This window comes from Pseudomonas sp. OV226, assembly GCF_003148705.1.
GTDB lineage: Bacteria > Pseudomonadota > Gammaproteobacteria > Pseudomonadales > Pseudomonadaceae > Aquipseudomonas.
Genome location: NZ_QGGS01000023.1, coordinates 41,241 through 64,739 on the forward strand (window position 1 = coordinate 41,241; position 23,499 = coordinate 64,739).

General features: G+C 59.0%; 21 protein-coding genes. 10 read left to right on the plus strand and 11 right to left on the minus strand.

What is annotated here, in order from left to right; genetic code table 11:
- Window positions 1–38: 38 nt before the first annotated feature.
- From C7534_RS26395 to C7534_RS26410, 4 genes are read right to left on the minus strand one after another with little or no spacing between them, the layout of a single operon-like run.
- Complete coding sequence (locus C7534_RS26395) at window positions 39–1,403, minus strand: heavy metal sensor histidine kinase (RefSeq protein WP_109787531.1); 1,365 nt, start codon at window positions 1,401–1,403, stop codon at window positions 39–41.
- Window positions 1,393–2,070 (minus strand): heavy metal response regulator transcription factor, encoded by a 678-nt coding sequence (locus tag C7534_RS26400; protein ID WP_007916978.1) that lies wholly within the window; start codon window positions 2,068–2,070, stop codon window positions 1,393–1,395. Before C7534_RS26400 ends, C7534_RS26395 begins: the two co-directional genes overlap by 11 nt.
- 9 nt (window positions 2,071–2,079) lie before the next feature.
- Window positions 2,080–5,181 carry a multidrug efflux RND transporter permease subunit gene (locus C7534_RS26405; RefSeq protein WP_109787532.1) on the minus strand — a complete coding sequence of 1,034 codons (3,102 nt, stop codon included), beginning with the start codon at window positions 5,179–5,181 and terminating at the stop codon, window positions 2,080–2,082.
- A complete protein-coding gene (locus tag C7534_RS26410) occupies window positions 5,178–6,338 on the minus strand; it encodes an efflux RND transporter periplasmic adaptor subunit (RefSeq protein ID WP_109787533.1) in 1,161 nt (386 codons plus the stop codon). The genes C7534_RS26405 and C7534_RS26410 overlap by 4 nt, the downstream gene beginning before the upstream one ends.
- 370 nt (window positions 6,339–6,708) lie before the next feature.
- On the opposite strand from C7534_RS26410, the gene C7534_RS26415 reads away from it, so the two are divergent.
- Together C7534_RS26415 and C7534_RS26420 are read left to right on the plus strand one after the other, a co-directional pair.
- Entirely contained in the window at window positions 6,709–6,966 is a 258-nt protein-coding gene (locus tag C7534_RS26415; protein WP_054045524.1) for a hypothetical protein, read from the plus strand.
- 141 nt (window positions 6,967–7,107) lie between these two features.
- Window positions 7,108–8,247 (plus strand): transporter substrate-binding domain-containing protein, encoded by a 1,140-nt coding sequence (locus tag C7534_RS26420; RefSeq protein ID WP_109787534.1) that lies wholly within the window; start codon window positions 7,108–7,110, stop codon window positions 8,245–8,247.
- 67 nt (window positions 8,248–8,314) lie between these two features.
- Here the strand turns inward: C7534_RS26420 and C7534_RS26425 are convergent, their stop codons facing one another.
- The 5 genes from C7534_RS26425 to norR form a co-directional block, all read right to left on the minus strand.
- A complete protein-coding gene (locus C7534_RS26425) occupies window positions 8,315–9,064 on the minus strand; it encodes a YkgJ family cysteine cluster protein (protein WP_109787535.1) in 750 nt (249 codons plus the stop codon).
- 83 nt (window positions 9,065–9,147) lie between these two features.
- Window positions 9,148–9,474: a hypothetical protein gene (locus tag C7534_RS26430; RefSeq protein ID WP_109787536.1), complete on the minus strand. Its 327-nt coding sequence runs from the start codon at window positions 9,472–9,474 to the stop codon at window positions 9,148–9,150.
- A 42-nt stretch (window positions 9,475–9,516) separates the two neighbouring features.
- Window positions 9,517–9,975 (minus strand): GNAT family N-acetyltransferase, encoded by a 459-nt coding sequence (locus C7534_RS26435; RefSeq protein ID WP_046026737.1) that lies wholly within the window; start codon window positions 9,973–9,975, stop codon window positions 9,517–9,519.
- 27 nt (window positions 9,976–10,002) lie between these two features.
- Window positions 10,003–10,905 (minus strand): chemotaxis protein CheV, encoded by a 903-nt coding sequence (locus tag C7534_RS26440; protein WP_046026679.1) that lies wholly within the window; start codon window positions 10,903–10,905, stop codon window positions 10,003–10,005.
- Window positions 10,906–11,186: 281 nt separating this feature from the next.
- Window positions 11,187–12,737 (minus strand): nitric oxide reductase transcriptional regulator NorR, encoded by a 1,551-nt coding sequence (gene norR / locus C7534_RS26445; protein ID WP_109787537.1) that lies wholly within the window; start codon window positions 12,735–12,737, stop codon window positions 11,187–11,189.
- A 148-nt stretch (window positions 12,738–12,885) separates the two neighbouring features.
- On the opposite strand from norR, the gene hmpA reads away from it, so the two are divergent.
- The 7 genes from hmpA to cyoE all read left to right on the plus strand — a co-directional run bounded on the left by hmpA (window position 12,886) and on the right by cyoE (window position 20,547).
- Window positions 12,886–14,067, plus strand: coding sequence for an NO-inducible flavohemoprotein (hmpA, locus tag C7534_RS26450; RefSeq protein ID WP_046026677.1), 1,182 nt, complete (start codon window positions 12,886–12,888; stop codon window positions 14,065–14,067).
- A 285-nt stretch (window positions 14,068–14,352) separates the two neighbouring features.
- The gene (locus C7534_RS26455; protein ID WP_046026676.1) at window positions 14,353–14,862 is read left to right on the plus strand and encodes a disulfide bond formation protein B; all 510 of its coding nucleotides are present in this window, start codon (window positions 14,353–14,355) and stop codon (window positions 14,860–14,862) included.
- An 830-nt stretch (window positions 14,863–15,692) separates the two neighbouring features.
- Entirely contained in the window at window positions 15,693–16,637 is a 945-nt protein-coding gene (gene cyoA / locus C7534_RS26465) for a ubiquinol oxidase subunit II (protein WP_046026675.1), read from the plus strand.
- A gap of 3 nt (window positions 16,638–16,640) precedes the next feature.
- On the plus strand, window positions 16,641–18,671 hold the full coding sequence (gene cyoB, locus C7534_RS26470; protein ID WP_046026674.1) for a cytochrome o ubiquinol oxidase subunit I: 2,031 nt from the start codon (window positions 16,641–16,643) through the stop codon (window positions 18,669–18,671).
- Window positions 18,672–18,674: 3 nt separating this feature from the next.
- Entirely contained in the window at window positions 18,675–19,301 is a 627-nt protein-coding gene (locus C7534_RS26475) for a cytochrome o ubiquinol oxidase subunit III (protein ID WP_046026672.1), read from the plus strand.
- Window positions 19,301–19,648 carry a cytochrome o ubiquinol oxidase subunit IV gene (cyoD, locus tag C7534_RS26480; protein ID WP_046026671.1) on the plus strand — a complete coding sequence of 116 codons (348 nt, stop codon included), beginning with the start codon at window positions 19,301–19,303 and terminating at the stop codon, window positions 19,646–19,648. The genes C7534_RS26475 and cyoD overlap by 1 nt, the downstream gene beginning before the upstream one ends.
- A gap of 11 nt (window positions 19,649–19,659) precedes the next feature.
- Window positions 19,660–20,547 (plus strand): heme o synthase, encoded by an 888-nt coding sequence (cyoE, locus tag C7534_RS26485; protein ID WP_046026670.1) that lies wholly within the window; start codon window positions 19,660–19,662, stop codon window positions 20,545–20,547.
- A 76-nt stretch (window positions 20,548–20,623) separates the two neighbouring features.
- On the opposite strand, the gene C7534_RS26490 is transcribed toward cyoE, so the two are convergent.
- Window positions 20,624–22,033 carry an aminotransferase-like domain-containing protein gene (locus C7534_RS26490; protein ID WP_109787538.1) on the minus strand — a complete coding sequence of 470 codons (1,410 nt, stop codon included), beginning with the start codon at window positions 22,031–22,033 and terminating at the stop codon, window positions 20,624–20,626.
- Between the two features lie 123 nt (window positions 22,034–22,156).
- On the opposite strand from C7534_RS26490, the gene C7534_RS26495 reads away from it, so the two are divergent.
- Complete coding sequence (locus tag C7534_RS26495) at window positions 22,157–22,657, plus strand: RidA family protein (RefSeq protein WP_046026667.1); 501 nt, start codon at window positions 22,157–22,159, stop codon at window positions 22,655–22,657.
- Between the two features lie 63 nt (window positions 22,658–22,720).
- Here C7534_RS26495 and C7534_RS26500 read toward each other — a convergent pair whose 3' ends face one another.
- Window positions 22,721–23,425, minus strand: coding sequence for a hypothetical protein (locus tag C7534_RS26500; protein WP_109787539.1), 705 nt, complete (start codon window positions 23,423–23,425; stop codon window positions 22,721–22,723).
- Window positions 23,426–23,499 lie beyond the last annotated feature (74 nt).

The window sequence follows — 23,499 nt, forward strand, 5'->3', positions numbered from 1 at the left end:
ACGCAGGCTTCGCCAGCTGCTACAGGACCGTGCGAGGATTAAACGGGAAGGTGAATGCCGAAGGTATTCATGCCCTGATCACTGCGCACAAACACATCACCGCCATGCATCAATGCAATCGCCTTGACGATCGCCAGCCCCAGGCCGTGATTGTTGCCACTGTTGCTGCGCGAGGCATCCACCCGATAAAAACGCTCGAACAAGCGCTGCAAATGCTCGCTGGCAATCGGTGCACCCGGGTTTGCCACGCCGATGCTCACCTGGTGCTCTTCGACCTCGATCCGCACCTGAATCACCTGCCCAGGTTCGGTGTGTTGCACCGCGTTGCTCAGCAAGTTAATCAACGCCCGGCGCAGATGCGCGATCTCGATTCGCACCTGCGCATCACCGCTGACCTGCACCTGAACCTGCGCATCTTCAAGAATGAAATCCAGATACTCCAGCGTCGTCGCCACTTCATTGGCGAGCGAGGTGGACGTCAGTTTGGTGGCCTTGCTGCCCTGATCGGCACTGGCGAGGAACAACATGTCGTTGATGATCGAGCGCAGGCGTTCCAGCTCTTCGAGGTTCGATTGCAGCACTTCGAAATAGTGTTCGGCAGAGCGTCCGCGTGTGAGCGCCACTTGGGTCTGCCCGATCAGGTTGGTCAGCGGCGAGCGTAGTTCATGAGCCACGTCGGCATTGAACGACTCCAGCCGCGAGTAAGCCTGCTCTACCCGTTCCAGCGTGGAGTTGAATGAATTGACGAACTGATTCAACTCTGGCGGCAGCGACGATAATCGCAGCCGTCCGGAACGCAGCGGCGGTGCCAGGCGCTGGGCTTCCTGAGACAGCTTGATCAGTGGCTTGAGGCCAATGCGTGCGACCCAATAGCCCAATGCAGACGCCAGCAACACCCCGACAATCGCCAGGCTGATCAGGGCGATCAGCAGGTGATGTTGCGTCTGGTAAAAGGTCTCGGTGTCGATGCCGATCATGAAGCGCAGCGGCGGGCGTTGATCCTTGGCCGGGAACTGGCTCACCAGTACTTTCAGCGGGTAGGGATGGTCCGGTAGCTGCAAGTCACGCATGCCCAGCGGCCCTTCGGCAAAGGCGCGGATTTGCGGTGTCGGGTTGCCGTATTCGTAGCGCGGATCACCGCTGGTGATCCAGAAACTGATGCGCTTGTCTTCCTCGCCCAGCAACTTGAGTTTGTTGTTGATCTTCACCCAATGTTCGGGCGTGCCGTAACGGCCAACGGTGGATTCGAGCACGCTGTAGCGCGCGTCCAGTTCGGCTTCGGGCAGCAATCCCAAGCCCTTGTCGACCTGCTGGTACAAGGCCCAGCCGATCAACAAAAACACCAACAGCGCCACCAGCGTGAACATCCCGCTCAAGCGCAATGCGATGCTGTTACTGGACACCACGGCTCTCCAGCACATAACCCATGCCACGAATCGTGTGCAGCAATTTCTCGTCGAAGGGGCCATCGAGTTTGGCCCGCAGGCGCTTGATCGCGACCTCGACGACGTTGGCGTCGCTGTCGAAATTGATGTCCCAGACCATCTCGGCAATCGCTGTTTTCGAGAGGATTTCACCTTGCCGGCGGGCCAGCACACTGAGCAGCGAAAACTCCTTGGCCGTCAGATCAAGGCGAGTACCGGCGCGGGTGGCCTTGCGGCTGATCAAATCAATCCACAGGTCGGCGATACTCACTTGCACCGGTTCGTGGCCGCCGCTGCGGCGGGTCAGCGCTTGCAGGCGTGCCACCAGTTCAAGGAACGAAAACGGTTTGCCGAGGTAATCGTCGGCGCCGTCGCGCAGGCCCTTGATGCGGTCTTCGACGCGCTCGCGGGCGGTGAGCATGATCACCGGGGTTTGCTTGCGTGCACGCAATGCACGTAGCACGCCGAAGCCGTCCAGGCCCGGCAGCATGACGTCGAGGACGATCACCGCGTAGTCGCTTTCCAGCGCCAGGTGCAGGCCCTCGACGCCGTCGCGCGCCAGGTCCACGGTGTAACCCTGTTCCGTCAGGCCGCGGTGTAAATAATCCGCGGTTTTTTCTTCGTCTTCGATAATCAGAACGCGCATGACCCCGCCTCAGTCTGTGGTCGCCAACGCCGGTACCGGCGAAGGTTTGGGCCTGTGGAAAAGCCGCTCAAGCCACAAGTATATGACCGGAGTGGTGAACAGCGTCAGCGCCTGGCTGACCAGCAAACCGCCCACGACCGCGATCCCCAGCGGCTGGCGCAGTTCGGCGCCGGTGCCGTAGCCGAGCATCAGCGGCAGCGCGCCGAGCAGGGCGGCGAGGGTGGTCATGATGATCGGCCGGAACCGCGTGATACAGGCCTGAAAGATCGCCTCTTCCGGTGGTAAACCACGGTTGCGCTGGGCATCAAGTGCAAAATCGATCATCAGGATGCCGTTTTTCTTGACGATACCGATCAGCAGCACCAGCCCGATCAGCGCCATGATCGAAAAGTCCTGGCCGCAAATCCACAGCATGATCACCGCCCCGAGCCCCGCCGAAGGCAGCGTCGAAATGATGGTCAGCGGGTGAACGAAGCTCTCGTAGAGCACGCCCAGAATGATGTACACCGCCACCAGCGCCGCCAGAATCAGCCACGGCTGGCTGGCCAGCGAACTCTGGAACGCCTGCGCCGCGCCCTGGAAATTACCGCTCATGGCCGCCGGCATGCCGATGTCGACCTTGGCCTGGTTGAGCATGATCACCGCATCGCCCAACGCCACGCCGGGCGCGAGGTTGAACGACAAGTTAGCGGCCGGGAACATGCCGTCGTGGGCGATGGACAGCGGGCCGACCGTGGGGGCGTCAAATTTGGCCAGTGCCGACAGCGGCACCATTTCTCCGCTCAGGGGCGAGCGCAAGTAGAAATAGTTCAGGCTTTCCGCCTTGCCGCGTTGCTGGGTGTCGAGTTCCAGAATCACGTTGTACTGGTTGATCTGGGTCTGGAATTCATTGACCTGACGCTGACCAAATGCATCGTAAAGCGCTTCGTCGACATCACTGGCGGTCAGGCCGAAGCGCGCCGCCGCGCTGCGGTCGATGCTGATGTGCGTGATGCTGCCGCCCAGTTGCAGGTCGTTGGAAATGTCGCGAAACGCAGGGTTGCCGCGCAGCTTTTCCGTCAGGCGTTGGGTCCAGGTGCTGAGGGTCGCGCCGTCATTGCTCTTGAGTACGTATTGGTACTGGGCGCGGCTCGGGCCGGAGCTGAGGTTGATGTCTTGCCCGGCTCGCAGGTACAGCACGATGCCCGGGACCTTCATCAGTTTCGGGCGAATCCGGTCGATGAACTGGCTGGCCGAGACATCGCGGTCGCTGCGTTTTTTCAGGGAGATCCAGAAGCGACCGTTGGCGATGGTCTGGTTACTGCCCGATACGCCGACCGAGTGGGAAAATGCCGCGACAGCGGGATCCGCCGCGACGATTTCGGCCATTGCCAGGTGTTTTTTCACCATGTCGCCGTAGGAAATATCGGCGGCGGCTTCGGTCGTACCGAGGACAAAACCGGTGTCCTGCACCGGGAAGAACCCTTTCGGAATGAAGATGTAACCGGCGATGGCCAGGCAGAGGGAAAGGCCAAACACACCGATCATCAACTTTTGATGGGCGAGGGCGCGGCGTAGCAGTTTTTCATAGCCGGCCACCAAGCGTTCGCCGAACGTCGGTTTGCTGTGGGCGTGATGCACCGGCGCACGCATGAACAGCGCGGCCAGGGTGGGCGCCAGCGTCAGCGACACCACCACCGAAATCATGATGGTCGAGGTGGCCGTCAGGGCGAATTCCTTGAATAACCGCCCGACCACGCCGCCCATGAACAGCAGCGGAATGAATGCCGCCACCAGCGAGAAACTGATCGAGACCACGGTAAACCCAATCTCGCCGGCGCCCTTGATCGCCGCCTCGCGCATGCCGTCGCCGGCCTCAAGGTGCCGGTGAATGTTCTCCACCACCACAATCGCGTCGTCGACCACAAACCCCACGGCCACCACGATGGCCACCAGCGTCAGGTTGTTCAGGCTGAAGCCCATGATGTACATCAGCGCGAAACTGGCGATCAGCGACACGCCCAGTACCGCGGACACGATCAGCGTCGCCGACCACTGGCGCAGGAACAGCGCCATCACCGCCACCACCAGCATGATCGCGATCAGCAGGGTGATTTCCACTTCATGCAGCGAGGCGCGGATAGTCTGGGTGCGGTCGACCAGTACCTTGACCTGCACCGAGGCGGGGAGCATGGCTTCCAGAGCCGGCAACGCGGCTTGAATGCGATCCACGGTCTCGACAATGTTCGCGCCCGGTTGCCGGGAAATCACCAGGTTCACCCCCGGCCTGTCGCCGGCCCAGGCCTGAACGTAGGCATCTTCCGAGCCGTTGACGACTTTGGCGACATCCCTCAGATGAACCGGGGCGCCGTCCTTGTAGGAAACGATGAGTTGGCTGTATTCCTCGGGGTGAAATAGCTGGTCGTTGGTCGACAGGGTCGAAATGCTCGATTCGCCGTACAGCGCACCTTTGGCCAGGTTGAGGCTGGTGCTCTGGATCGCCAGGCGAATGTCCGCGAGGGTCAGGCCAATGGCCGCCAGTTTGTCCGCCGACGCTTGAACCCGGATAGCCGGACGTTGCTGGCCGGTAATGTTGATTTGGCCTACGCCATCGATCTGACTGATCTGACGGGAAAGCAGGGTTTCCACCAGATCACTGAGCTCGGTGCCGGGCATTTGGGTGGAGTTGACGCTGAGGATCAGCACTGGGCTGTCGGCGGGATTGACCTTGCGCCAGGTTGGCAGCGTGGGCATGTCCTTGGGCAGTTTGCCGGCGGCGGTGTTGATCGCGGCCTGGACTTCCTGGGCGGCGGTGTCGATGCTTTTGTCGAGGGTGAACTGCAGGGTCAGGTTGGTCGACCCCAAGGCGCTGCTCGACGTCATTTGCGTCACGCCGGGGATGGCGCTGAATTGCACTTCAAGCGGCGTGGCCACCGACGAGGCCATGGTTTCCGGGCTGGCGCCGGGCAATTGCGCGGCCACCTGGATAGTCGGGAATTCCGCTTCCGGCAGCGGCGCAATCGGCAGGCGCGGGAAGGCGATGGCGCCGAGCAGCACCAGGGCAAAGGTCAGCAGGATAGTGGCGACCGGATGATCGATGCACCAGGCCGAGACTGAGCCGTGGCCCTTCATGGTTTCGACTCCGATTGCACCACTTGCGGCGGGTCGGTCAGCACTTGCACGGTTGAACCAGGCTTGAGCCGCGACTGGCCATCACTGACCAGCACATCGCCCTGTTTCACGCCTTTGATGATGTCCTGGCCGCTGCCTTGAGCGACGACCTGCACGTTGACGGCTTCAACTTTGTCACCGTTGACCCGGTACACGAAATGTTGATCGAGGCCCCGCTGTACGACGGTGGGCGGCACCACCAGCGCATCTTTCTCCAAGGCTGTCTGAATTTTTACCGTTACCAGCAGGCCGGGCCAGAGTTTCTGTCCGGGGTTGTTGAATTCGGCCTTGGCGCGGATGGTCCCGGTATTGGCGTTGATCTGGTTATCGATCAGGGTCAGGTGACCTTCGCCCAGCAGGTTGCCGGTTTCACCGTCGGTGTCGGCGCCGATGTAGGCTTTCACTTGTGCGCGTTGTGGGTCGCCGATCAGCCCTTGCAGGGTCGGCAGCATTTGCTGCGGCAAGGAGAACTCGACGGCGATCGGGTCGATCTGGGTCACGGTGAACAGACCTTGGGCGTCGGTCATGCGCAGGAAGTTGCCTTCATCCACCGTACGAATACCGACGCGCCCGGTGACCGGGGAGCGAATCTGTGTGTAGGAGAGTTGCACCTGAGCGGCGTCGATTGACGCCTGATTGCCTTGCGCCGTGGCCTTGAGCTGATTGACCAGCGCTTGTTGCTGGTCGTAGGTCTGCTTGGAAACCCCATCGTCGACCGTCAGTAATTTGTACCGCTTGAGGTTGACCTGTGCGACTTCCAATTGAGCCTGGCTTTCACCCAGTTGCGCACGGGTCTGATCGAGGCTGGCGCGGATCGAGCGGTCGTCGATGGTCGCGAGCAAGTCCCCTTTGTTCACCAGTTGGCCTTCCTTGACCAGGATTTTGGTGAGGATGCCGTCAATTTGCGGACGCACCACAACGCTGTGCAAGGACAGCACCGAACCGATGCCGCTGACATAACGTGGGACGTCTTTTTCAACAACGTTGACCACGCGCACCGGGATGGCCGCAGGCGCAGCGAGCTTCGCCGTGGCGGGCTTGACGACATACCAGGTGCCCCACGCGGCCAAAGCAATAAGCAGACCGGCGATCAAGGCGGTTTTTTTCTGAATTTGCATGCGAGTGGGGCGCCGGGCTAAGGGATAGGGGGAGTTTTCAGGTTTATACCCTCCTTTATAACCCTGTCAGCCCGTCAGGAGGGTGACTGCTAACTGACGGCGCTGTCAGTTTGGGAGGGATCTTGATTTTGCTTGCATGGCGTTCGGTCAGGTTGACCGCGTTATCGTTCATCGCGAGCAAGCTCGGCTCCTACAGGTACGTTGGGTCCTTGTGGGAGCCGGGCTTGCCCGCGATGGCGGCAGTTCAGTCAACACAAAACCCGACGGACTCGCTCGCGGCGTGAAGCTTGCAGCTCTCGACACAGGTATACTGCCGCCTTTCGCGGCTCGCTGACCGGGCCCGACTCTATGTGCACCACCCGGAGCTTTCATGACTTCCCCGACACAACCGCCGGTTGCCGACGCTTTGAGCGACGACCAGGCAGACCTGCCAGACAGCGTCGACTCCAGCGCAGACAGCGAAACCAAAGCCGCGATCCCGGCATTCAAGTTCCCGTTCAAACCGGGTGAATTGGCCGCCGCCAAGAACGCCAACCAGCCTTGGTACAAGAATGGCGCGAAGAATGGGCATACCAAGACGCCAGGCGCAGCACCTCCGGGCACGCGTCGTTCGATGGGTAAGCGTTGACCCTCGGTTATGTTTTCTGCTGGAAAGAAATCTGTCTGATGCCGAGACAGTTCCCACAAGGATGAGCGACTTGTCCTCTGGGAAGGTTGGTGACCCTTCGTCGAAGATTCGTTTCCAAGAATTCTCGACGAAGCCACTGAAATGCCTCTGCTAAAAACGCTCACCGTCCTGTCGCTGGTGCTCCTGACCACCGGTTGTGTGTCTTCTAAACCTGAGCCCCAGATCCGTTTCGGGGTCGAAGCCCTGGTTCCGCCATTTGAAAGCCGTAATGAAAATGGCGAACTGGTCGGGTTGAACATCGATTTGGGCAACGCCTTGTGTGCCGAACTCAATGCCCGCTGTGTCTGGATCGACCAGGCTTACGCCACCAATATCGCTGCCCTTGAAGCCAGGCGTTTCGACGTCATCATGCCGATGACCGCTACGGCGGCGCGACGTGAACGGATCGACTTCACCGAGAACCTTTACCCGTTGAGCAGCCGACTGGTGGCGCGTCAAGGTTCCGGTTTGCAACCGTCGGTGGTCTCGCTCAAAGGCAAGCGCGTCGGTGTTCTGGCGGGCACCAGCCGCGAGGCGTTCGCCAAAACCCGTTGGGCTGAGGCCGGGGTGACGGTGCGCAGTTTCAATTTGAATGATCAACTGATTGCCAGTTTGCAGGCGGGCGAAATCGACGCAACCCTGCAGGACACGATCGAAATTACCCACGCATTTTTGAGCCGGCCTCAAGGACAGGCATTCGACTTTGCCGGTCCTGTGCTCGACGATCCTATGTTGGGCAGCGGTGTGGCAATGGGGGTGCGCAATAACGACACCGCGTTGCGCGATAGCCTGAATGCTGCCCTTGAGCGTCTCAAGCGAAATGGCCAGTACCAGGCGATAACCCAGCGTTACTTGCCCCCCGTGACTACCGATGCACCCCGTTACTTTCCTAATGAGGAAGGCCTGCCATTTTCCGATGCGGTGCAGGTGGGGCACACGGTTTACCTGTCCGGGGTGATCGGCCTCGGAGCTGATGGCAAATTGGTCAAGGGCGGCATCGGACCGCAAACGACCCAGGCCATGGAGAACTTGCGTGCGGCATTGCAAGGCAATGGTTCATCCCTGGCCCAAGTGGCCAAATGCACGGTCATCCTGGCTGACATCAAGGATTTTTCCGCCATGAGTACTGTGTATCGCAGTTACTTCCCGGTGGACCGTTTGCCGGCTCGTACGACGTTTGCCGGCCAGTTGGTTGCGGGTGCGAAAGTAGAAGTGGAATGCCTGGCGGTCACGGCCCGCTAGTTCTATCGGTGACGGGCCATTGTGCAATGGAGTTGTGCGGTGGCTCCGACGTCTGGAGCCGGGCCTCTCAAGCCGCCCGCAACGAAATAAACGCGTAGTTCACCGGCGCTTCGGTCACCAGTTGCGCACCTGCCGCCTGCACTTGCCCGGCAATTTCATCTCCCGACACATGAAACACCCAGTCAGCCCCTGACGCTGCCAACGGTTGTGCTGTTACGTGGTCGATGACATTGGCAAATGCCGTCATGTCTGGCAGATAGGCCGTAAATCCATCGCCCTTCAGCGCTGTCGTGCGAATGCCCAATAACGCGCAAATCGCGTCCTTGGCCTGGACATCATCACGATCCGCCTGGCGCGAACGCAGGATCAGCTCTTTCAGTTCCTGATCGACCATTTCGCCGCCGATGATCAAGTCCGGGCCTTGTTCCCACGACTCGGGCGGGCAGTCCTTGGTCGCCGTATCCAGCATGATGTGTGGGTTGATTTCCGCCGGGTAGATGCGGCACACCAGCGGTCGGCGTTGGTAAATGCGGCACAGGTTGTCTTCGTCAAGATTCCGGCAGGGACCGACGTTGTAGGCGGCAAAGGTGATCGCCACATAGGCCTCGGACGCGCCGCTTCGAACCACCACCGAACGGCGTTCGGCATGTTCGCGTTGCTGCGCCGGCAGGCCCAGGCCGTTCCCCAGGAAACCCTCGACGAGCACGATCACCTGACCGCCATCGGCCGCCCACATCCGGGCTTCCGCCAGCGTCAGCGGGACGTGGTGGTCATTGCAGCACTTGCCGCAACCTACGCAGGAAAACGTTGTGTTCATGGATTACCGGACCGCCTGTTAACGCATGAAGTGGCGACAGAATGTCGCCGCAGCGCTCGGTCTTGAAGCAAGTTGTACGCCACTCACTGGGCCTTGGCAGTCGGACGGATCGAGTCCCATTCGGTCACGTAGGCGGTTTTGGTCTTTTTGTTGTAGAGGCACAGTTCAGTGCCTTGCTGGCCTTTCATGTGTTTTTGCGGGTATTGGCCTTGCAGCAGGAGGGCGGTGTAGTCGACCCGATCATCGAATTGCGCAGGGTTGCCGACGGGCTTGGCATTTTTCAGGCTGCTGGCCTTGGTGCAACGGGTGAGTACCGCTTTGTCGTAGGCAGCCCAGGCGTCGGGGCTGGAAGCCTGGGCCTGGGAGGCGAGGGCGCTGAGGCAGAGGAAGGTCAGGCTGACGGCTTTCATGTTCGGGCATCCTTGGGGGTGATTGACCAAGGTCTGAGTCTGTCACGTCGGGACAGGTTCCCGGCGAACCACAACCATCCCGGCACTTTCATACAAACGCTGCGCTCGAAGGTTGTCTTCCAATACCTTCAGGTCGACAAAACCCTCGCGGCGTTGCTGAAACACATTGAACGCGTGCAGCAATAAAGTGCGGCCAAGCCCTTGGCCTTGTGCTCGCGGATGCACGACAAGGTTCTTGATGAAGGCGCTGGTCCAGCACTGGCACACGCCAACGACACCGTCGGCATCCAGCGCAATGAAACACAAGGAGGGATCGTATTCGGGATCGGTTTCAAACCGCTGTTGCCACAGTTCCAGCGCTGGCACGCGGCCGCCACCTTCGAGATAACCCTGTTCCATCAAGCGATGAACGGCTTCGGCCAATTCAGGCCGGTAGGGGCTGAGGACTATCCCTTGAGGCCAGGTAATCGGCGGCACACCTTGCGCGAGGTTGCGCCGCATCAAAAAGCAAAAGCCCTCGGCCACCTGTTAATGACCTTGTTCAGCGACAGCCTTGGCTGCCTCGATCAGGCATTTGGTCAGCTCTGGCGAAGAGAATTTGGTCAGCACGGCGTTAGCTCCGGCCAAACGCGCTTTTTCGCTGTTCATCGCACTGTCCAAAGACGTGTGCAACAGCACATACAGGTGCGAGAAGTCCGGCGTTTCGCGCAGGGTGCGGGTGAAGGCGTAGCCGTCCATTTCCGACATTTCGATGTCCGAGACGATCAGGTTGATCTGCGAAGCGGTGCCTTGCAGGTCGAGCAGGCAGTCGATGGCTTCCTTGGCGCTGCGGGCGGTGTGGCATTGCAGGCCGAGGTTGCGCAGGGTGTGCACCGATTGTTGCAGGGCAACCTGGCTGTCATCGACCACCAGAATGCGGGCGTTGCCCAAGACTTCGGCGTCTTCCATGCTCAGCTCGGTCGGGGCCGATTCGATTTGCGCCGGAGCGATGCCGTGGATGACTTTTTCGATGTCCAGCACTTGCACCAGCGTACCGTCGACCGAGGTCACGCCGGTGATGTACGAGCGCACGCCGCCGGAACCAAAGGGCGGTGGGCGGATATCGGTGGTCAGGCAATGGACGATCTTGCTCACGGCCTGAACATGCAGGCCCTGCTTGGAGCGGCTGACGTCGGTGACGATCAGGCAGCCACCGTTCGGATCTTCCAGCGGGCGCTCGCCAATGGCACGGCTCAGGTCGATCACCGACAACGAGGCGCCGCGCAGGGTGGCGATGCCTTTAACGTGGGGATGCGACTCCGGCAGCCGGGTCAGCGGCGGGCAAGGGATGATTTCACTGACTTTCAGCAGGTTGATCGCCATCAGCTTGCCGCTGCGCAACGTGAACAGCAAAAGCGAAAGTGAATCTGCGCGGGCTTTATTGGTGGACATAAAAACCTTCTGTGGAAAAGGTGATGGGCGATTGCGGGATCGCCCACAACTACCGATATCGGGTTATCGACTTGTAGCGGGCAGGCTTTAGGGGCTTTGCGTCGCACATCGGTGAATGCATTCTTTGTAGCAGCTGCCGAGCCTGCGAGGCTGCGTCCGGTTGCGAAGCAGCCGTAAACCCTGAATCCCGGATGTATCAGATACAACGCAGCCGATGGATTGGCGAGGACTGCGTCTTCGAACGCAGCCTCGCAGGCTCGGCAGCTGCTACAGGGACCGAGTTATTTCATCCCCAACCGCTTGGCCATGCGCCCAAGATTCGCCCGGTCCAGGCCTAGCTCACGGGCCGCGCTGGCCCAGTTGTCTTGGTGCCGCTCCAGGCAACTACTGATCAATTGCCGTTGATAGTTCTCGGTGGCTTCACGCAAATCGCCAGACACCAGCACCACAGGGTTGGCCACCGGTTGCTCGGTGATAGCCTCGACACTGCCAGTGGGCAAGTCCAGGTCCGCTGCACTCAAACTGAGAATCTTCGGGCGATCCTTGCAGTTGCCCAGCGCTTTGAGTGAGCTTCGACCAATCAAATGCTCCAGCTCACGCACATTCCCTGGCCAGTTGTACGCCAGCAATGCGGTCTGCGCGTCGCTGCTCAAACGCAGGCTGTTGAGGCCCATGCGCGAGCGATTTTGCTCAAGAAAGTAGCCACTGAGCAGCAACACGTCCCGCCCGCGATCGCGCAGCGCCGGTACCAGCAAGGGGTAAACGCTCAAACGGTGGTAAAAGTCGGCACGGTAGCGACCGTTGCGCACTTCTTCGGCCAGGTCGCGGTTGGTGGCCGCGATCAGCCGCACATCCACCTGGTGTTCCTTGTCCGAGCCCAGGCGCTGCAACTGACCGCTTTGGAGCACTCGCAACAGCTTGGCTTGCACTGTCAGTGACAATTCACCGACTTCATCGAGAAACAGCGTGCCGCCATTGGCCAGCTCAAACTTGCCGCGACGATCACTTGTTGCGCCAGTAAAGGCGCCCCGCACGTGACCGAACAATTCGCTCTCGACCAATGTGTCCGGTAGCGCCGCGCAGTTGAGGCTGATGATGGGTTTGTCGGCTCGTGCAGAGGCGGCGTGAATCGCCTGCGCCACCAGTTCCTTGCCGACGCCGGTTTCGCCGGTGATCAACACGGTCAGGTCACTGCCGCCCACCAGATTGATTTCTTCCACCAGACGCTTGTGGGCCTTGCTCTGGCCGATCATCTCGCGGTCCTGCTGACCACTGGCTTGACGGTAAACCTCGGCGCGCTGGTGTTCGTCTTCGGCGCGATTGGCCAGGCGCTCGATGCGCTCGGCAGCGTTGACCGTGGCCGCAGCGAGGCTGGCAAAGGCTTGCAGGGCGTCCAGTTCGATGGGTTCAAACTGTTCCGGATCGAGGGCATCGAGGGTCAGCAAGCCCCATGGGCGCTCGTCGATAAACAGCGGGCATCCCATGCAGTCGTGGACTTCCAGATGATCATCGAGGCCTTCGATCAGCCCGTCGTAAGGGTCCGGCAGGCCGCTGTCGGCGGCAAAGCGGGTGGGGCCGTGGCTGCTGAGCAATGCCTCGAAGCGCGGGTGTTCGCTGACTTTGAAGCGTCGCCCCAGGGTGTCGGTACTCAACCCGTCGACGGCCAAGGGCACCAGCCAATCGCCATCAAGGCGCAGCAGGGCTGCGGCATCGCAAGGGAGCAAGGCGCGCATGGCTTCGAGCAGGCGGCGATAACGCTCGCCTTCGGGCAATTCGCGAGACAGGTCGGAGACCAGGGGCAGCAGGGCGGTGAGCAAGGATTTTGCAGTCATAGTGACTCCATGTAGTCGGGATGACTATAAGGCAGTGTGTGTCGATATGACTACTGTGTTTTTAAGTTGTTGTTTTATAAGGTTTATAGTTTTGGCATGGAAACTGAAGGGTCTAAGGAAACTCACACAAAGATCCGGAGTCGCCTTAATGCTTAGCGTCCAAGACCGTGCCATTGTCAAATCCACCGTGCCGCTGCTGGAAAGCGGGGGCGAAGCGCTGATTACCCACTTCTACCGCATGATGCTCTCGGAATACCCTGAGGTCCGCCCGCTGTTCAACCAGGCCCACCAGGCCAGCGGTGATCAACCGCGCGCGCTGGCCAACGGTGTGTTGATGTACGCGCGGCACATCGACCAGCTCGACCAGTTGGGTGACCTGGTGGCCAAGATCATCAACAAGCACGTGGCCCTGCAAATCCTGCCGGAACACTACCCCATTGTCGGATCCTGCCTGTTGCGCGCCATCGCCGAAGTGCTGGGCGAAGAAATCGCCACCCCTGAAGTGATTGCTGCCTGGGGTGCCGCGTATGGCCAACTCGCCGACATTTTGATCGGCGCTGAAACCAGCATCTACGACCAGAAAGAACAGGCCCCTGGCGGATGGCGCGGGGCGCGGGATTTCATCGTGACGGCCAAGGTCGAGGAAAGCGCTGAAATCACCTCGTTCTACTTCGAACCTGCCGACAAAGGCCCGATTCTTGTGGCGGAGCCTGGCCAGTACATCGGCATGAAACTGATCCTCGACGGCGAAGAGATCCGTCGCAATTACTCGCTGTCGGCACTGGCGAACAACGGTCAGTACCGCATCAGCGTCAAGCGTGAAACCGGTGGGCGCGCGTCAAACCACTTGCACGATCAGTTGCATGTCGGTGCGAGCATCGAGCTGTTTCCGCCGTCGGGCGAATTCACCCTGGCCGCCAGTGACAAACCGCTGGTGCTGATCAGTGGCGGTGTCGGCATCACGCCAACGCTGGCAATGCTCGAAGCCGCGCTGGCCACCGAGCGCCCGGTGCATTTCATCCACTGCGCGCGCAACGGCAGCGTGCACGCCTTCCGTGACTGGATCGATGGTCTGGCCGAGCGTCATCCGCAACTCAAGCGCTTCTATTGCTACGCCGAAGATGACGGCGTCAGCGCCGCTGCGCACAAGGTCGGGTTGTTGAGTCAGGAGCAACTGGGCGAGTGGTTGCCCGAACAGCGTGACCTGGATGCTTACTTCCTTGGGCCTAAAGGCTTCATGGCCGCGATCAAGCGTCACCTCAAGGCCTTGGGTGTACCGCAGCAGCAAAGCCGCTACGAGTTCTTTGGCCCGGCCTCGGCGCTGGAGTAACTGGTCAGGGCGACTCGGGAGACCGAGTCGCCTTCATCTCGGGTAAGCCCGCTCCCACAGGTTTTGTGTCGTTCGAGAGATTGCGGGCAAGCACAATTCCTGTGGGAGCGGGCTTGCCCGCGATTGGCCGCACTGCGGTTCCGAACCGTACAAATCCTTTAAAAGTTAATCCCTCCTTAACCGCTTTATCGTTTATTCCCCCGAATCCACCGGCACGCGGCAGGCTCTCAAACGACGGAGCCTGCGTGTAGACTGGCGGCAACTGATATCAAAAAGGGAAACGCGATGAGCGAGGAATCGATGCGGTTGGGACGCGAACGGCGTTATCTGGTGTTACTGGGCATCATCTGCCTGGCGCTGATCGGCGGCGCGCTGTACATGCAAATTGTGTTGGGCGAGGCGCCATGCCCGCTGTGCATCCTCCAGCGTTATGCGTTGTTGTTTATCGCGGTGTTCGCCTTCATCGGTGCGGCGATGCGCACCCGTCGCAGCATTACCGTGTTCGAGACGCTGGTGGTCATCAGTGCCATTGCAGGCGTCGCGGTCGCCGGGCATCACGTCTACACCCAGTTCTATCCTGCGGTCAGTTGCGGCATCGACGTGCTGCAACCGATTGTCGATGGTTTGCCACTGGCGAAGATCTTCCCGCTGGGCTTCCAGGTCGATGGCTTCTGCTCCACGCCGTACCCGCCGATCCTCGGCCTGTCGCTGGCGCAATGGGCGCTGGTGGCGTTCGTGTTGATCGTGGTGCTGGTGCCGTTGCTCACTTCACGTAACCGTAAAACGCTGCGCTGAGGCAGTTCGCTTCACCGCTGCGTCATCCAAAAAAAACGCCCCGGTCCTCGTTAAGAGGGCCGGGGCGTTTTGCATTTCTGACGGTTGGTAGAAAGACCTTGATGCACGACAAGAAGGGGTGCGACACGTGTGCGACATGTTGTCACATCGGCAGTGTCGCAAGGCATTTCAAAAGGATTAATTGGCATAAGGTCTGGCAACAAAATTGGACTGCCCGGATGCTGATTCAATTCGCCCGGAAAGTGATGAGGCAGGCAGTTTTAACAAGTGCTGGCGAATTGCCGGAGCCCTTGTCACGTGGGGGCTTTGGCAATCTCGGGAGAGGGTGTAGGGGGCTCGAAGCTGTCTGAACTGCGGGAGATAGACCTACTAATTTTGGTGTTTTTGTTGAGAATCAATTTCGATAACATGCCCGACTTTTACGAAATACGTTAATGATTGTTGCTGGAATGGATAAAAATTATTTCGGGATGAGACATGGTTTATGAATCGTTACATATCTACAATCGCCCGCACTGAATTCCCGGCACTGCTCACCCTTAATCAGGTGCTTGAGCAGAAAGAAGGGCGTCGAGAGGCCTGAAGGCTTCATGCGACTCCCCGGTGTCGGAGCCTTCCAACTATCCGCACCAAATGGAATTGGTCTGTAACAAGGCCTTTGACCACGAATTCGAATAAGAACTTACCGCTGGCCCAGGATTTGTCGAGCAGCGTCTGACGCGCGACGGGCAGCCCTTATTCAATCCAAGAAAAATGCCAACCCTTGGCAGGGTGAAGTGTTGGCGATCAAAACCCAACTGCATTGCGCAAGCTGCTTTAGAGGTCGTGAGATGAGTAAAAACAGGTACCCCAGACTACTAGGCTTATTGCCGCTGATTGGCACGTTGTTGCTGTCAGGCTGCAACATGACCTTGCTCGATCCCAAGGGCCAGGTGGGCCTGGATGAGCGAAACCTGATCATCACCGCAACGCTGCTGATGCTTCTTGTCGTGGTACCGGTCATCGTCATGACCTTCCTGTTCGCCTGGAAATATCGCGCCTCCAACACCGACGCCGTCTACACGCCGAAGTGGTCGCACTCCACCAAGATTGAAATCGCGGTGTGGGCCATTCCAGTGCTGATCATCATTGCCCTGGGTTATGTCACCTACAAGTCGACCCACGCACTGGACCCGTACAAACCACTGGAATCCGACGTCAAGCCGGTCACCATTCAAGTGGTCTCGATGGACTGGAAGTGGCTGTTCATCTACCCGGAACAAGGCATTGCCACGGTCAACAAGATCGTCTTCCCGGCCAACACGCCAATCAATTTCCAGATCACCTCCGACACCGTGATGAACTCGTTCTTCATTCCGGGCCTGGGCGGCCAGATCTACGCGATGGCGGGCATGCAGACCAAACTGCACCTGATCGCCAACCAGAACGCTGAATTCGACGGTATCTCCGCCAACTACAGCGGCGCGGGTTTCACCGGCATGAAGTTCAAAGCAATCGCCACCTCTCAGGCTGATTTCGATGCCTGGGTCAGTGATGTCAAGAAGGCACCTAAACAGCTTGAAAAAGCTGAATACGAAGCCCTTTCCAAACCAAGCCAGAACAATCCAGTAGAGCTCTACTCCTCGTTCACGCCGAACCTGTTCCAGACCATCGTCGACAAGTACGAAGGCATGAAACCGGGTCCGAAAGTGGACCACGAGAAGAAAGAGAAAGAAGTGGCCCAGATGGAAGGGATGGACATGAGTTCGCATTCAGCTGCCGGGGCAGAGGAGTAAACGATGTTTGGTAAATTAAGTTGGGAAGCGGTCCCGTTCCACGAGCCGATCGTGATGGTGACCATCGCCATGATCGCGCTCGGCGGTCTGGGCGTGTTCGCTGCAATCACCTATTTCAAGAAGTGGACCTACCTGTGGTCCGAGTGGCTGACATCGGTCGACCACAAGAAAATCGGCGTGATGTACATCGTCGTGGCCATGATCATGCTGCTGCGTGGTTTTGCCGACGCCATCATGATGCGTTCCCAGCTGGCCCTGGCCACTGAAGGTTCGCCTGGCTACCTGCCACCTGAACACTATGACCAGATCTTCACCGCTCACGGTGTGATCATGATCATCTTCATGGCGATGCCATTCTTCACCGGCCTGATGAACCTTGCAGTGCCGCTGCAGATCGGCGCCCGTGACGTTGCCTACCCGTTCCTGAACTCCCTGAGCTTCTGGCTGCTGGTCTCCGGCGTTGTGCTGGTTAACGTGTCCCTGGGTGTCGGCGAATTCGCCCGTACCGGTTGGGTTGCGTATCCACCGCTGTCGGAACTGGGCTACAGCCCTGGCGTGGGTGTGGACTACTACATCTGGGCGCTACAGCTATCCGGGCTAGGTACGACGCTGACCGGGGTCAACTTCCTGGCCACCGTGCTGAAAATGCGTACCCCGGGCATGAAAATGATGGACATGCCGATCTTCACCTGGACCTGCACCTGGGCCAACGTACTGATCGTCGCTTCCTTCCCGATCCTGACCGCTACCCTGGCACTGCTGACGCTTGACCGTTACATGGATTTCCACATTTTCACCAATGAACTTGGTGGCAATCCGATGATGTACGTCAACCTGTTCTGGGCCTGGGGTCACCCCGAGGTTTACATCCTGATTCTGCCGGCATTCGGGATCTTCTCCGAAGTCATCTCGGCGTTCTCCGGCAAGAAGCTGTTCGGTCACCACTCGATGATCTACGCCTCGGGCGCGATCTCGATCCTGGGCTTCATGGTTTGGCTGCACCACTTCTTCACCATGGGTTCGGGTGCCAGCGTCAACGCCTTCTTCGGTCTGGCGACGATGCTGATTTCCATCCCGACGGGTGTGAAGCTATTCAACTGGCTGTTCACCATCTACCAGGGCCGTCTGCGCATGACCAGCCAGGTGCTGTGGACCCTGGGCTTCATGGTGACCTTCGCCATCGGCGGCATGACCGGCGTGCTGCTGGCCATTCCGGGTGCTGACTTCGTTCTGCACAACAGCCTGTTCGTTATTGCTCACTTCCATAACGTGATCATCGGCGGCGCAGTATTCGGCTACATCGCAGGCTTCGGCTTCTACTTCCCTAAAGCGTTCGGCTTCAAGCTGCACGAAGGTTGGGGCAAGGCAGCGTTCTGGTTCTGGATCTCGGGCTTCTTCGTCGCGTTCATGCCGCTCTATGTATTGGGCTTCATGGGCATGACCCGTCGTCTGAACAGCACCACCAACCCTGAGTGGACGCCTTACCTGCACGTTGCAATGTTTGGCGCGATCCTGATCGCTGTCGGTATTGCCTGCCAGTTGATCCAGCTGTACGTCAGTGTCCGTGACCGTAACAAGCCGGAAAACATGTGCGAACACGGCGACCCGTGGAATGCCCACACGCTGGAATGGTCGACTTCGTCGCCACCACCGTTCTACAACTTTGCCGTTCTGCCGAAAGCCGACTGCATCGACCCGTTCACCGAGGCCAAGGAAAACGGTACTGCGTACAAGGCCCCGGCCAAGTACGAGCCGATCCACATGCCAAACAACACCGCGACCGGCCTGGTCATGGGTGCTCTGTTGACCGTGTTCGGTTTCGCGATGATCTGGCACATCTGGTGGATGGCCATCTTCGGCCTCGCCGGTACCGTGATCTACTTCGTTATCCATGCTGCCCGTGATGACCAGGGCTATATGGTGCCGGTCGACGTGATCGAGCGCACCGAAGCCGAGCAGCACAAGCGTCTGGTAGCCGCCGGGAAAATCCCGGCCACTGCCACCCGTGTTGAAACCTCGTTGGAACAGGCTTAAACCATGTCGAACTTAGTGACCAATGCTGGACACACCCATGTCGATGGACATGGGCACGATGACCATCACCACGACTCGGGCGAGATGACCGTATTCGGTTTCTGGCTCTACCTGATGACCGACTGCATTTTGTTTGCGTCGATCTTCGCGGTGTACGCGGTACTGGTTAACAACGTAGCGGGTGGCCCGTCGGGCCACGACATCTTCGAGCTGCCATACGTGCTGGGCGAAACCGCCTGCCTGTTGCTCAGCTCGATCACCTACGGCTTCGCCATGCTGGCGTTGTTCAAAGGCAACAAGAAGGCGGTACTGGGCTGGTTGGCCATCACCTTCCTGTTCGGCCTGGGCTTCATCGGCATGGAGATCAACGAGTTCCACATGCTGATCTCCGAAGGCTACGGTCCTAACCGCAGCGGCTTCCTGTCCGGGTTCTTCACCCTGGTCGGCACCCACGGTCTGCACGTGACCAGCGGTCTGATCTGGATGGCGATCATGATGTATCAGGTCCAGAAAAAAGGCCTGACGTCGACCAACAAAACCCGTCTGAGCTGCCTGAGCCTGTTCTGGCACTTCCTGGACGTGGTGTGGATCTGCGTATTCACCGTTGTTTACCTGATGGGGACCCTGTAATGGCTAACGCAGCTCACTCACACAATGGCCACGACAGTCACGACGACAGCCACGGCAGCGTCAAGTCGTACGCCATCGGCTTCATCCTGTCGGTGATCCTGACGATCATTCCTTTCGGCCTGGTGATGTACCCGTCGCTGCCGAAAGCCATGACCCTGTGGATCGTACTGGTCTTCGCAGTTATCCAGGTGCTTGTTCACCTGGTGTACTTCCTCCACCTGGACCGCTCCGCTGCCCAGCGTAACAACGTGATCGCGTTTGTTTTCGCCGCATTGGTAATCGTTCTGTTGGTTGGCTTGTCGCTGTGGATCATGTTCAGCATCCACACCGTCATGATGGCGCACTGAGGAAAGTCCGGATGTCCTTTAAGCACTTTATCCAAATCACCAAACCGGGGATCATTTTCGGTAACGTGCTTTCTGTGGCGGGCGGATTTTTCCTGGCCTCGAAAGGGCATGTCGATCTGGCCATTTTCCTGGCCGCCATGATCGGCACGTCCCTGGTGGTGGCTTCGGGTTGCGTGTTCAACAACTGCATCGACCGCGACATCGACCTGAAGATGGAACGCACCAAGAACCGGGTGCTGGTCCAGGGCTTGATCTCCCTGAAACTGGCCCTGGCCTTTGCGACCGTCCTGGGTGTTGCCGGCGTCGCATTGTTGTACAAGGTGGCGAACCCGTTGGCCGCGCTGTTCGCGGTGATCGGTTTCATCATCTACGTCGGCTTCTACAGCCTGTACCTCAAGCGCAAGTCGGTTCACGGCACGCTGGTGGGCAGTCTGTCGGGCGCCATGCCGCCGGTGATTGGCTACGTCGCTGTGACCAACAGCTTCGACATGGCCGCACTGACCCTGCTGGTGATGTTCAGCCTGTGGCAGATGCCGCATTCCTACGCCATCGCGATCTTCCGCTTCAACGATTACCTGGCCGCATCGATTCCGGTGCTGCCAGTGAAGCGCGGGATCCAGGTGGCCAAGAAGCACATCCTGATCTACATCCTGGCCTTCCTCGTGGCGACCTTGATGCTGACCTTCAGCGGCTACGCCGGCATGAGCTACCTCGCCGTCGCCGCGGCCATGGGCATGTACTGGTTGTACATGGCCTGGACCGGCTACAAGGCAGTGGATGACACGGTCTGGGCACGCAAGCTGTTCGTGTTCTCGATCTTCACCATTACCGCGTTGAGCGTGATGATGTCCCTGGACTTCAAAGTGCCGACCGAGTTGCTGCTGACGTACGCGCCTTAAGCGTCGGATGCTGTAAACAAAAGCCCCGCCTTCGAGAGAAGTGCGGGGCTTTTTGTTGGGGGGCAAGCAGAAAAACTCAGCGATCAAGCAACCGGAAAAACCGGTCCCGCACCTGGGTGTTATCGCTGTGCGCGACATTGAAACGCAGGAAGCTGCTGGCATCGGCCGCTTTGCTCAGCAAGGTGCCGGGCGCCAGCACCAGGTCAATGTCGAGGCCTTTGCTGGCCAGGGTTTCAGCGTGGAAACCTTCGGGCAAGCGGGTCCAGATAAACAACCCTTCCCCCGGCAGCGACGATACCGAGCACCCGGCCTCCACCAGCCAGCGCGCCACACGGCTGCTGGATTCGTAGAGGCGGTCGACGGTGCGGCGGGTGTGTTTGGCGTAGCTTCCATTGTTGAGCATGGAGCAGGTGATCTGCTCCGCGAGTTCCGAGGTCACACCGCCACAGGCCATTTTCAAAGCAATCATCCGGGCCGCCAAGGGGCGCGACAACACGCTGTAGCTGACACGGCTGTTGGCGGTCAGGGTCTTGGAAAAACCGGAGACGTAACTGACCGTGTCCAGCCCGCCCGCGGCCAGGCGCGGTGTGCGTTTCTGCTGGATGTCGCCATACAAGTCATCTTCGACGATATGAAAACCATAGCGGTGACTCAGTTCCAGCAGGCGATAAACCTGGGCGGCGGTGAACGAGTGGCCGGTCGGGTTATGCAGCGTGCTGTTGGTCATATACAGCACGGGGCGATGGGCAATCAGCAATTGCTCGAACGCCTCAAGGTCCAGGCCATCGCAATCGCGGGCAATGGTGATGACCTTGGCGCCGTGCAACGCCAGATTGGCGTGCATGTTGAAGTAACACGGGTCGTCGAGTACTACCGTATCGCCAGGCTTTATCAACAGGCGCATCAGCAGGTCGATCGCCTGCACGGTGTTGGAAGTGGTGATGATTTGTTCCACCGGTGCCTCGATACCGACGGTCGACAACTTGACCCGTAATGCCTCGCGCAACGGCAGATAACCGCCCACTTCACCGTACTCGCCCATGCGCAGCGTCGTCGCGCGAAGTGTCGCGCGTACGGCTTTGAGCAGTTCTTCGGCGGGCAACCAGGAGGCGGGGAGGAATCCGCAGCCGGGACGCAGCGCACCGTTTTCCAGCAACAGTGCACGGCGGACCCGGCTGAGCGTGTCCTGAGGTTGCAAGTCCGGACCGGCAACCGCGGACGGCGGATTGATGGCTCGCTGAACGTAATGCCCGGAACCCTGGCGCGAGACCACCAGTCCCTTGGCGCGCAACCGGTCAAGGGCATCGACCATTGTCGACTTGCCCACGTTCATCAAGCCCGAGAGCTCGCGAATGGGTGGCAGTTTGGCCCCATGGGGCAGGCCTCCCTGGTTGATCGCCATCGTCAGCTGATCGACGATCTGCTGCACCAGCGGCATCCCTGGCTGAAGTTCGATGGCGGCGATGACTGCACGGTGAACCTGCATTTTACTGGTCTCCCTGGCAGTAAAGTTCGTTGGATTCTATACGAACTTACCCTGAACAAGACAAGTGTCTGATGCCTACCATCAACTGCGCTTTTCGCTCTCTTGATGAAGAAGGTTCGGTAGATGATTAAGCAATTGACTCGCGACGAACGCTTCGTCGCCCTGGCAAAAGAACTGGGTTTTGATATCTACGACGAGAACGCTGCTGGCGGACATTACGCGCCGCTGATTCGACATGAAGATGAACTGTACATCAGCGGGCTGGTGCCGCGAATGAACGGCAAAATTCAGTACCCTGGCAGGGTGGGGCTGGAGCTCAACCTGGCAGATGCTCAAGAAGCGGCGAGTATCAGTGCGATACGTGGGCTGGCGCTGATTTACGCCGCCATCGGTTCACTGGAGCACATAAAGGCGCTGCTTCGCATAACGGTCTATGTGAAATCCACCTTTGATTTTGTCGATCTCAGTGACGTGGCCAATGGCGCATCGGATGTCTTTACGCATGTACTGGGCGATGCCGGTAAACACACCCGTACGACCGTCGGTGTTTATCAGCTGCCGAAAAACGCGCCGGTAGAAGTGGACATGATGGTGGCGCTGCATTCGTCAGCTCCGTCATCCTGAGTGCAATAAAAAGCCCTGCTTCAAGGGCAGGGCTTTTCGGTCATCGGCGTTTACCCGACTGATTTACTGCGCGGCGATGCTGTAGCCGTCGAACGCGGTTTGCTGCTGTAGCGCGGTGATGATGTTCTTGCGGTTGACCGCTTGTTCGACACCGGCGTTATCGAGGAACGTCTCGCTTTCAATCACTGCGTCATCGCCTTCGCCGACGAAGGTGAAGCCGAGGAACTCCAGCGCTTTGCGGTCAACGTTCAGGCTTGAACGCGGGGTGCGCAGCGGCAGGGTGACGTTTATGCCGTCCTTGCTGATGGTGAACACTTCGAGATCTTTCTTGGCGCGAGCCACTTTGCTTTTGCCACTGCTCGGATTGCTGATGGCCTGGTGAGTCTGGTTCAGCACTTTCAGCGCGAGGCCGTAGACGATCTCCTGAAACGCCGGGTCATCCTTGAAGCTGGAGAGAATCCGGCTGATCGGGAATTTGCTGCTCAGGTCTTCGAGAGCGGCGATGTCGGCCGCTTCCGCGTCCTTGAGTTGCTTGAGTTCGCCCATCAGCTCATAGGCTTTATCGTCGTCGAAGCTGTCATGTGCCTGGCGAATCGCGGCGCGCAGCTCGCGGATCTGGTCGCTTTCCCGGGTGGACTGAAAAGCGTCCAGGACCATCTCGCTGATGGTCTTGGCCTGTGGCACATGCTGTGAAAGATTGATGGAGTTTTCGTATTCCGCTTTGGACGACAAGGTGACTACGGATTCAGCGGTGTTGGAATCGGACATTGAAATTTCACTACTTCTTTTAACTTGAATTGAGGCGAGAAAGCACAGGGCCTTTTCAGGCCGACTAATCTATT

What these genes read in the sequence shown, in the direction of transcription:
- cyoA (WP_046026675.1), top strand. Translation starts at nt 15,693, where the DNA reads ATGAGTAAAAACAGGTACCCCAGACTACTAGGCTTATTGCCGCTGATT.
- C7534_RS26425 (WP_109787535.1), bottom strand. Translation starts at nt 9,064, where the DNA reads ATGAACACAACGTTTTCCTGCGTAGGTTGCGGCAAGTGCTGCAATGAC.
- C7534_RS26435 (WP_046026737.1), bottom strand. Translation starts at nt 9,975, where the DNA reads ATGCGGCGCAACCTCGCGCAAGGTGTGCCGCCGATTACCTGGCCTCAA.
- cyoD (WP_046026671.1), top strand. Translation starts at nt 19,301, where the DNA reads ATGGCTAACGCAGCTCACTCACACAATGGCCACGACAGTCACGACGAC.
- C7534_RS26440 (WP_046026679.1), bottom strand. Translation starts at nt 10,905, where the DNA reads ATGTCCACCAATAAAGCCCGCGCAGATTCACTTTCGCTTTTGCTGTTC.
- C7534_RS26500 (WP_109787539.1), bottom strand. Translation starts at nt 23,425, where the DNA reads ATGTCCGATTCCAACACCGCTGAATCCGTAGTCACCTTGTCGTCCAAA.
- C7534_RS26455 (WP_046026676.1), top strand. Translation starts at nt 14,353, where the DNA reads ATGAGCGAGGAATCGATGCGGTTGGGACGCGAACGGCGTTATCTGGTG.
- C7534_RS26475 (WP_046026672.1), top strand. Translation starts at nt 18,675, where the DNA reads ATGTCGAACTTAGTGACCAATGCTGGACACACCCATGTCGATGGACAT.
- C7534_RS26490 (WP_109787538.1), bottom strand. Translation starts at nt 22,033, where the DNA reads ATGCAGGTTCACCGTGCAGTCATCGCCGCCATCGAACTTCAGCCAGGG.
- C7534_RS26400 (WP_007916978.1), bottom strand. Translation starts at nt 2,070, where the DNA reads ATGCGCGTTCTGATTATCGAAGACGAAGAAAAAACCGCGGATTATTTA.
- C7534_RS26430 (WP_109787536.1), bottom strand. Translation starts at nt 9,474, where the DNA reads ATGAAAGCCGTCAGCCTGACCTTCCTCTGCCTCAGCGCCCTCGCCTCC.
- cyoE (WP_046026670.1), top strand. Translation starts at nt 19,660, where the DNA reads ATGTCCTTTAAGCACTTTATCCAAATCACCAAACCGGGGATCATTTTC.
- C7534_RS26495 (WP_046026667.1), top strand. Translation starts at nt 22,157, where the DNA reads ATGATTAAGCAATTGACTCGCGACGAACGCTTCGTCGCCCTGGCAAAA.
- C7534_RS26410 (WP_109787533.1), bottom strand. Translation starts at nt 6,338, where the DNA reads ATGCAAATTCAGAAAAAAACCGCCTTGATCGCCGGTCTGCTTATTGCT.
- hmpA (WP_046026677.1), top strand. Translation starts at nt 12,886, where the DNA reads ATGCTTAGCGTCCAAGACCGTGCCATTGTCAAATCCACCGTGCCGCTG.
- C7534_RS26405 (WP_109787532.1), bottom strand. Translation starts at nt 5,181, where the DNA reads ATGAAGGGCCACGGCTCAGTCTCGGCCTGGTGCATCGATCATCCGGTC.
- C7534_RS26420 (WP_109787534.1), top strand. Translation starts at nt 7,108, where the DNA reads ATGCCTCTGCTAAAAACGCTCACCGTCCTGTCGCTGGTGCTCCTGACC.
- C7534_RS26415 (WP_054045524.1), top strand. Translation starts at nt 6,709, where the DNA reads ATGACTTCCCCGACACAACCGCCGGTTGCCGACGCTTTGAGCGACGAC.
- cyoB (WP_046026674.1), top strand. Translation starts at nt 16,641, where the DNA reads ATGTTTGGTAAATTAAGTTGGGAAGCGGTCCCGTTCCACGAGCCGATC.
- norR (WP_109787537.1), bottom strand. Translation starts at nt 12,737, where the DNA reads ATGACTGCAAAATCCTTGCTCACCGCCCTGCTGCCCCTGGTCTCCGAC.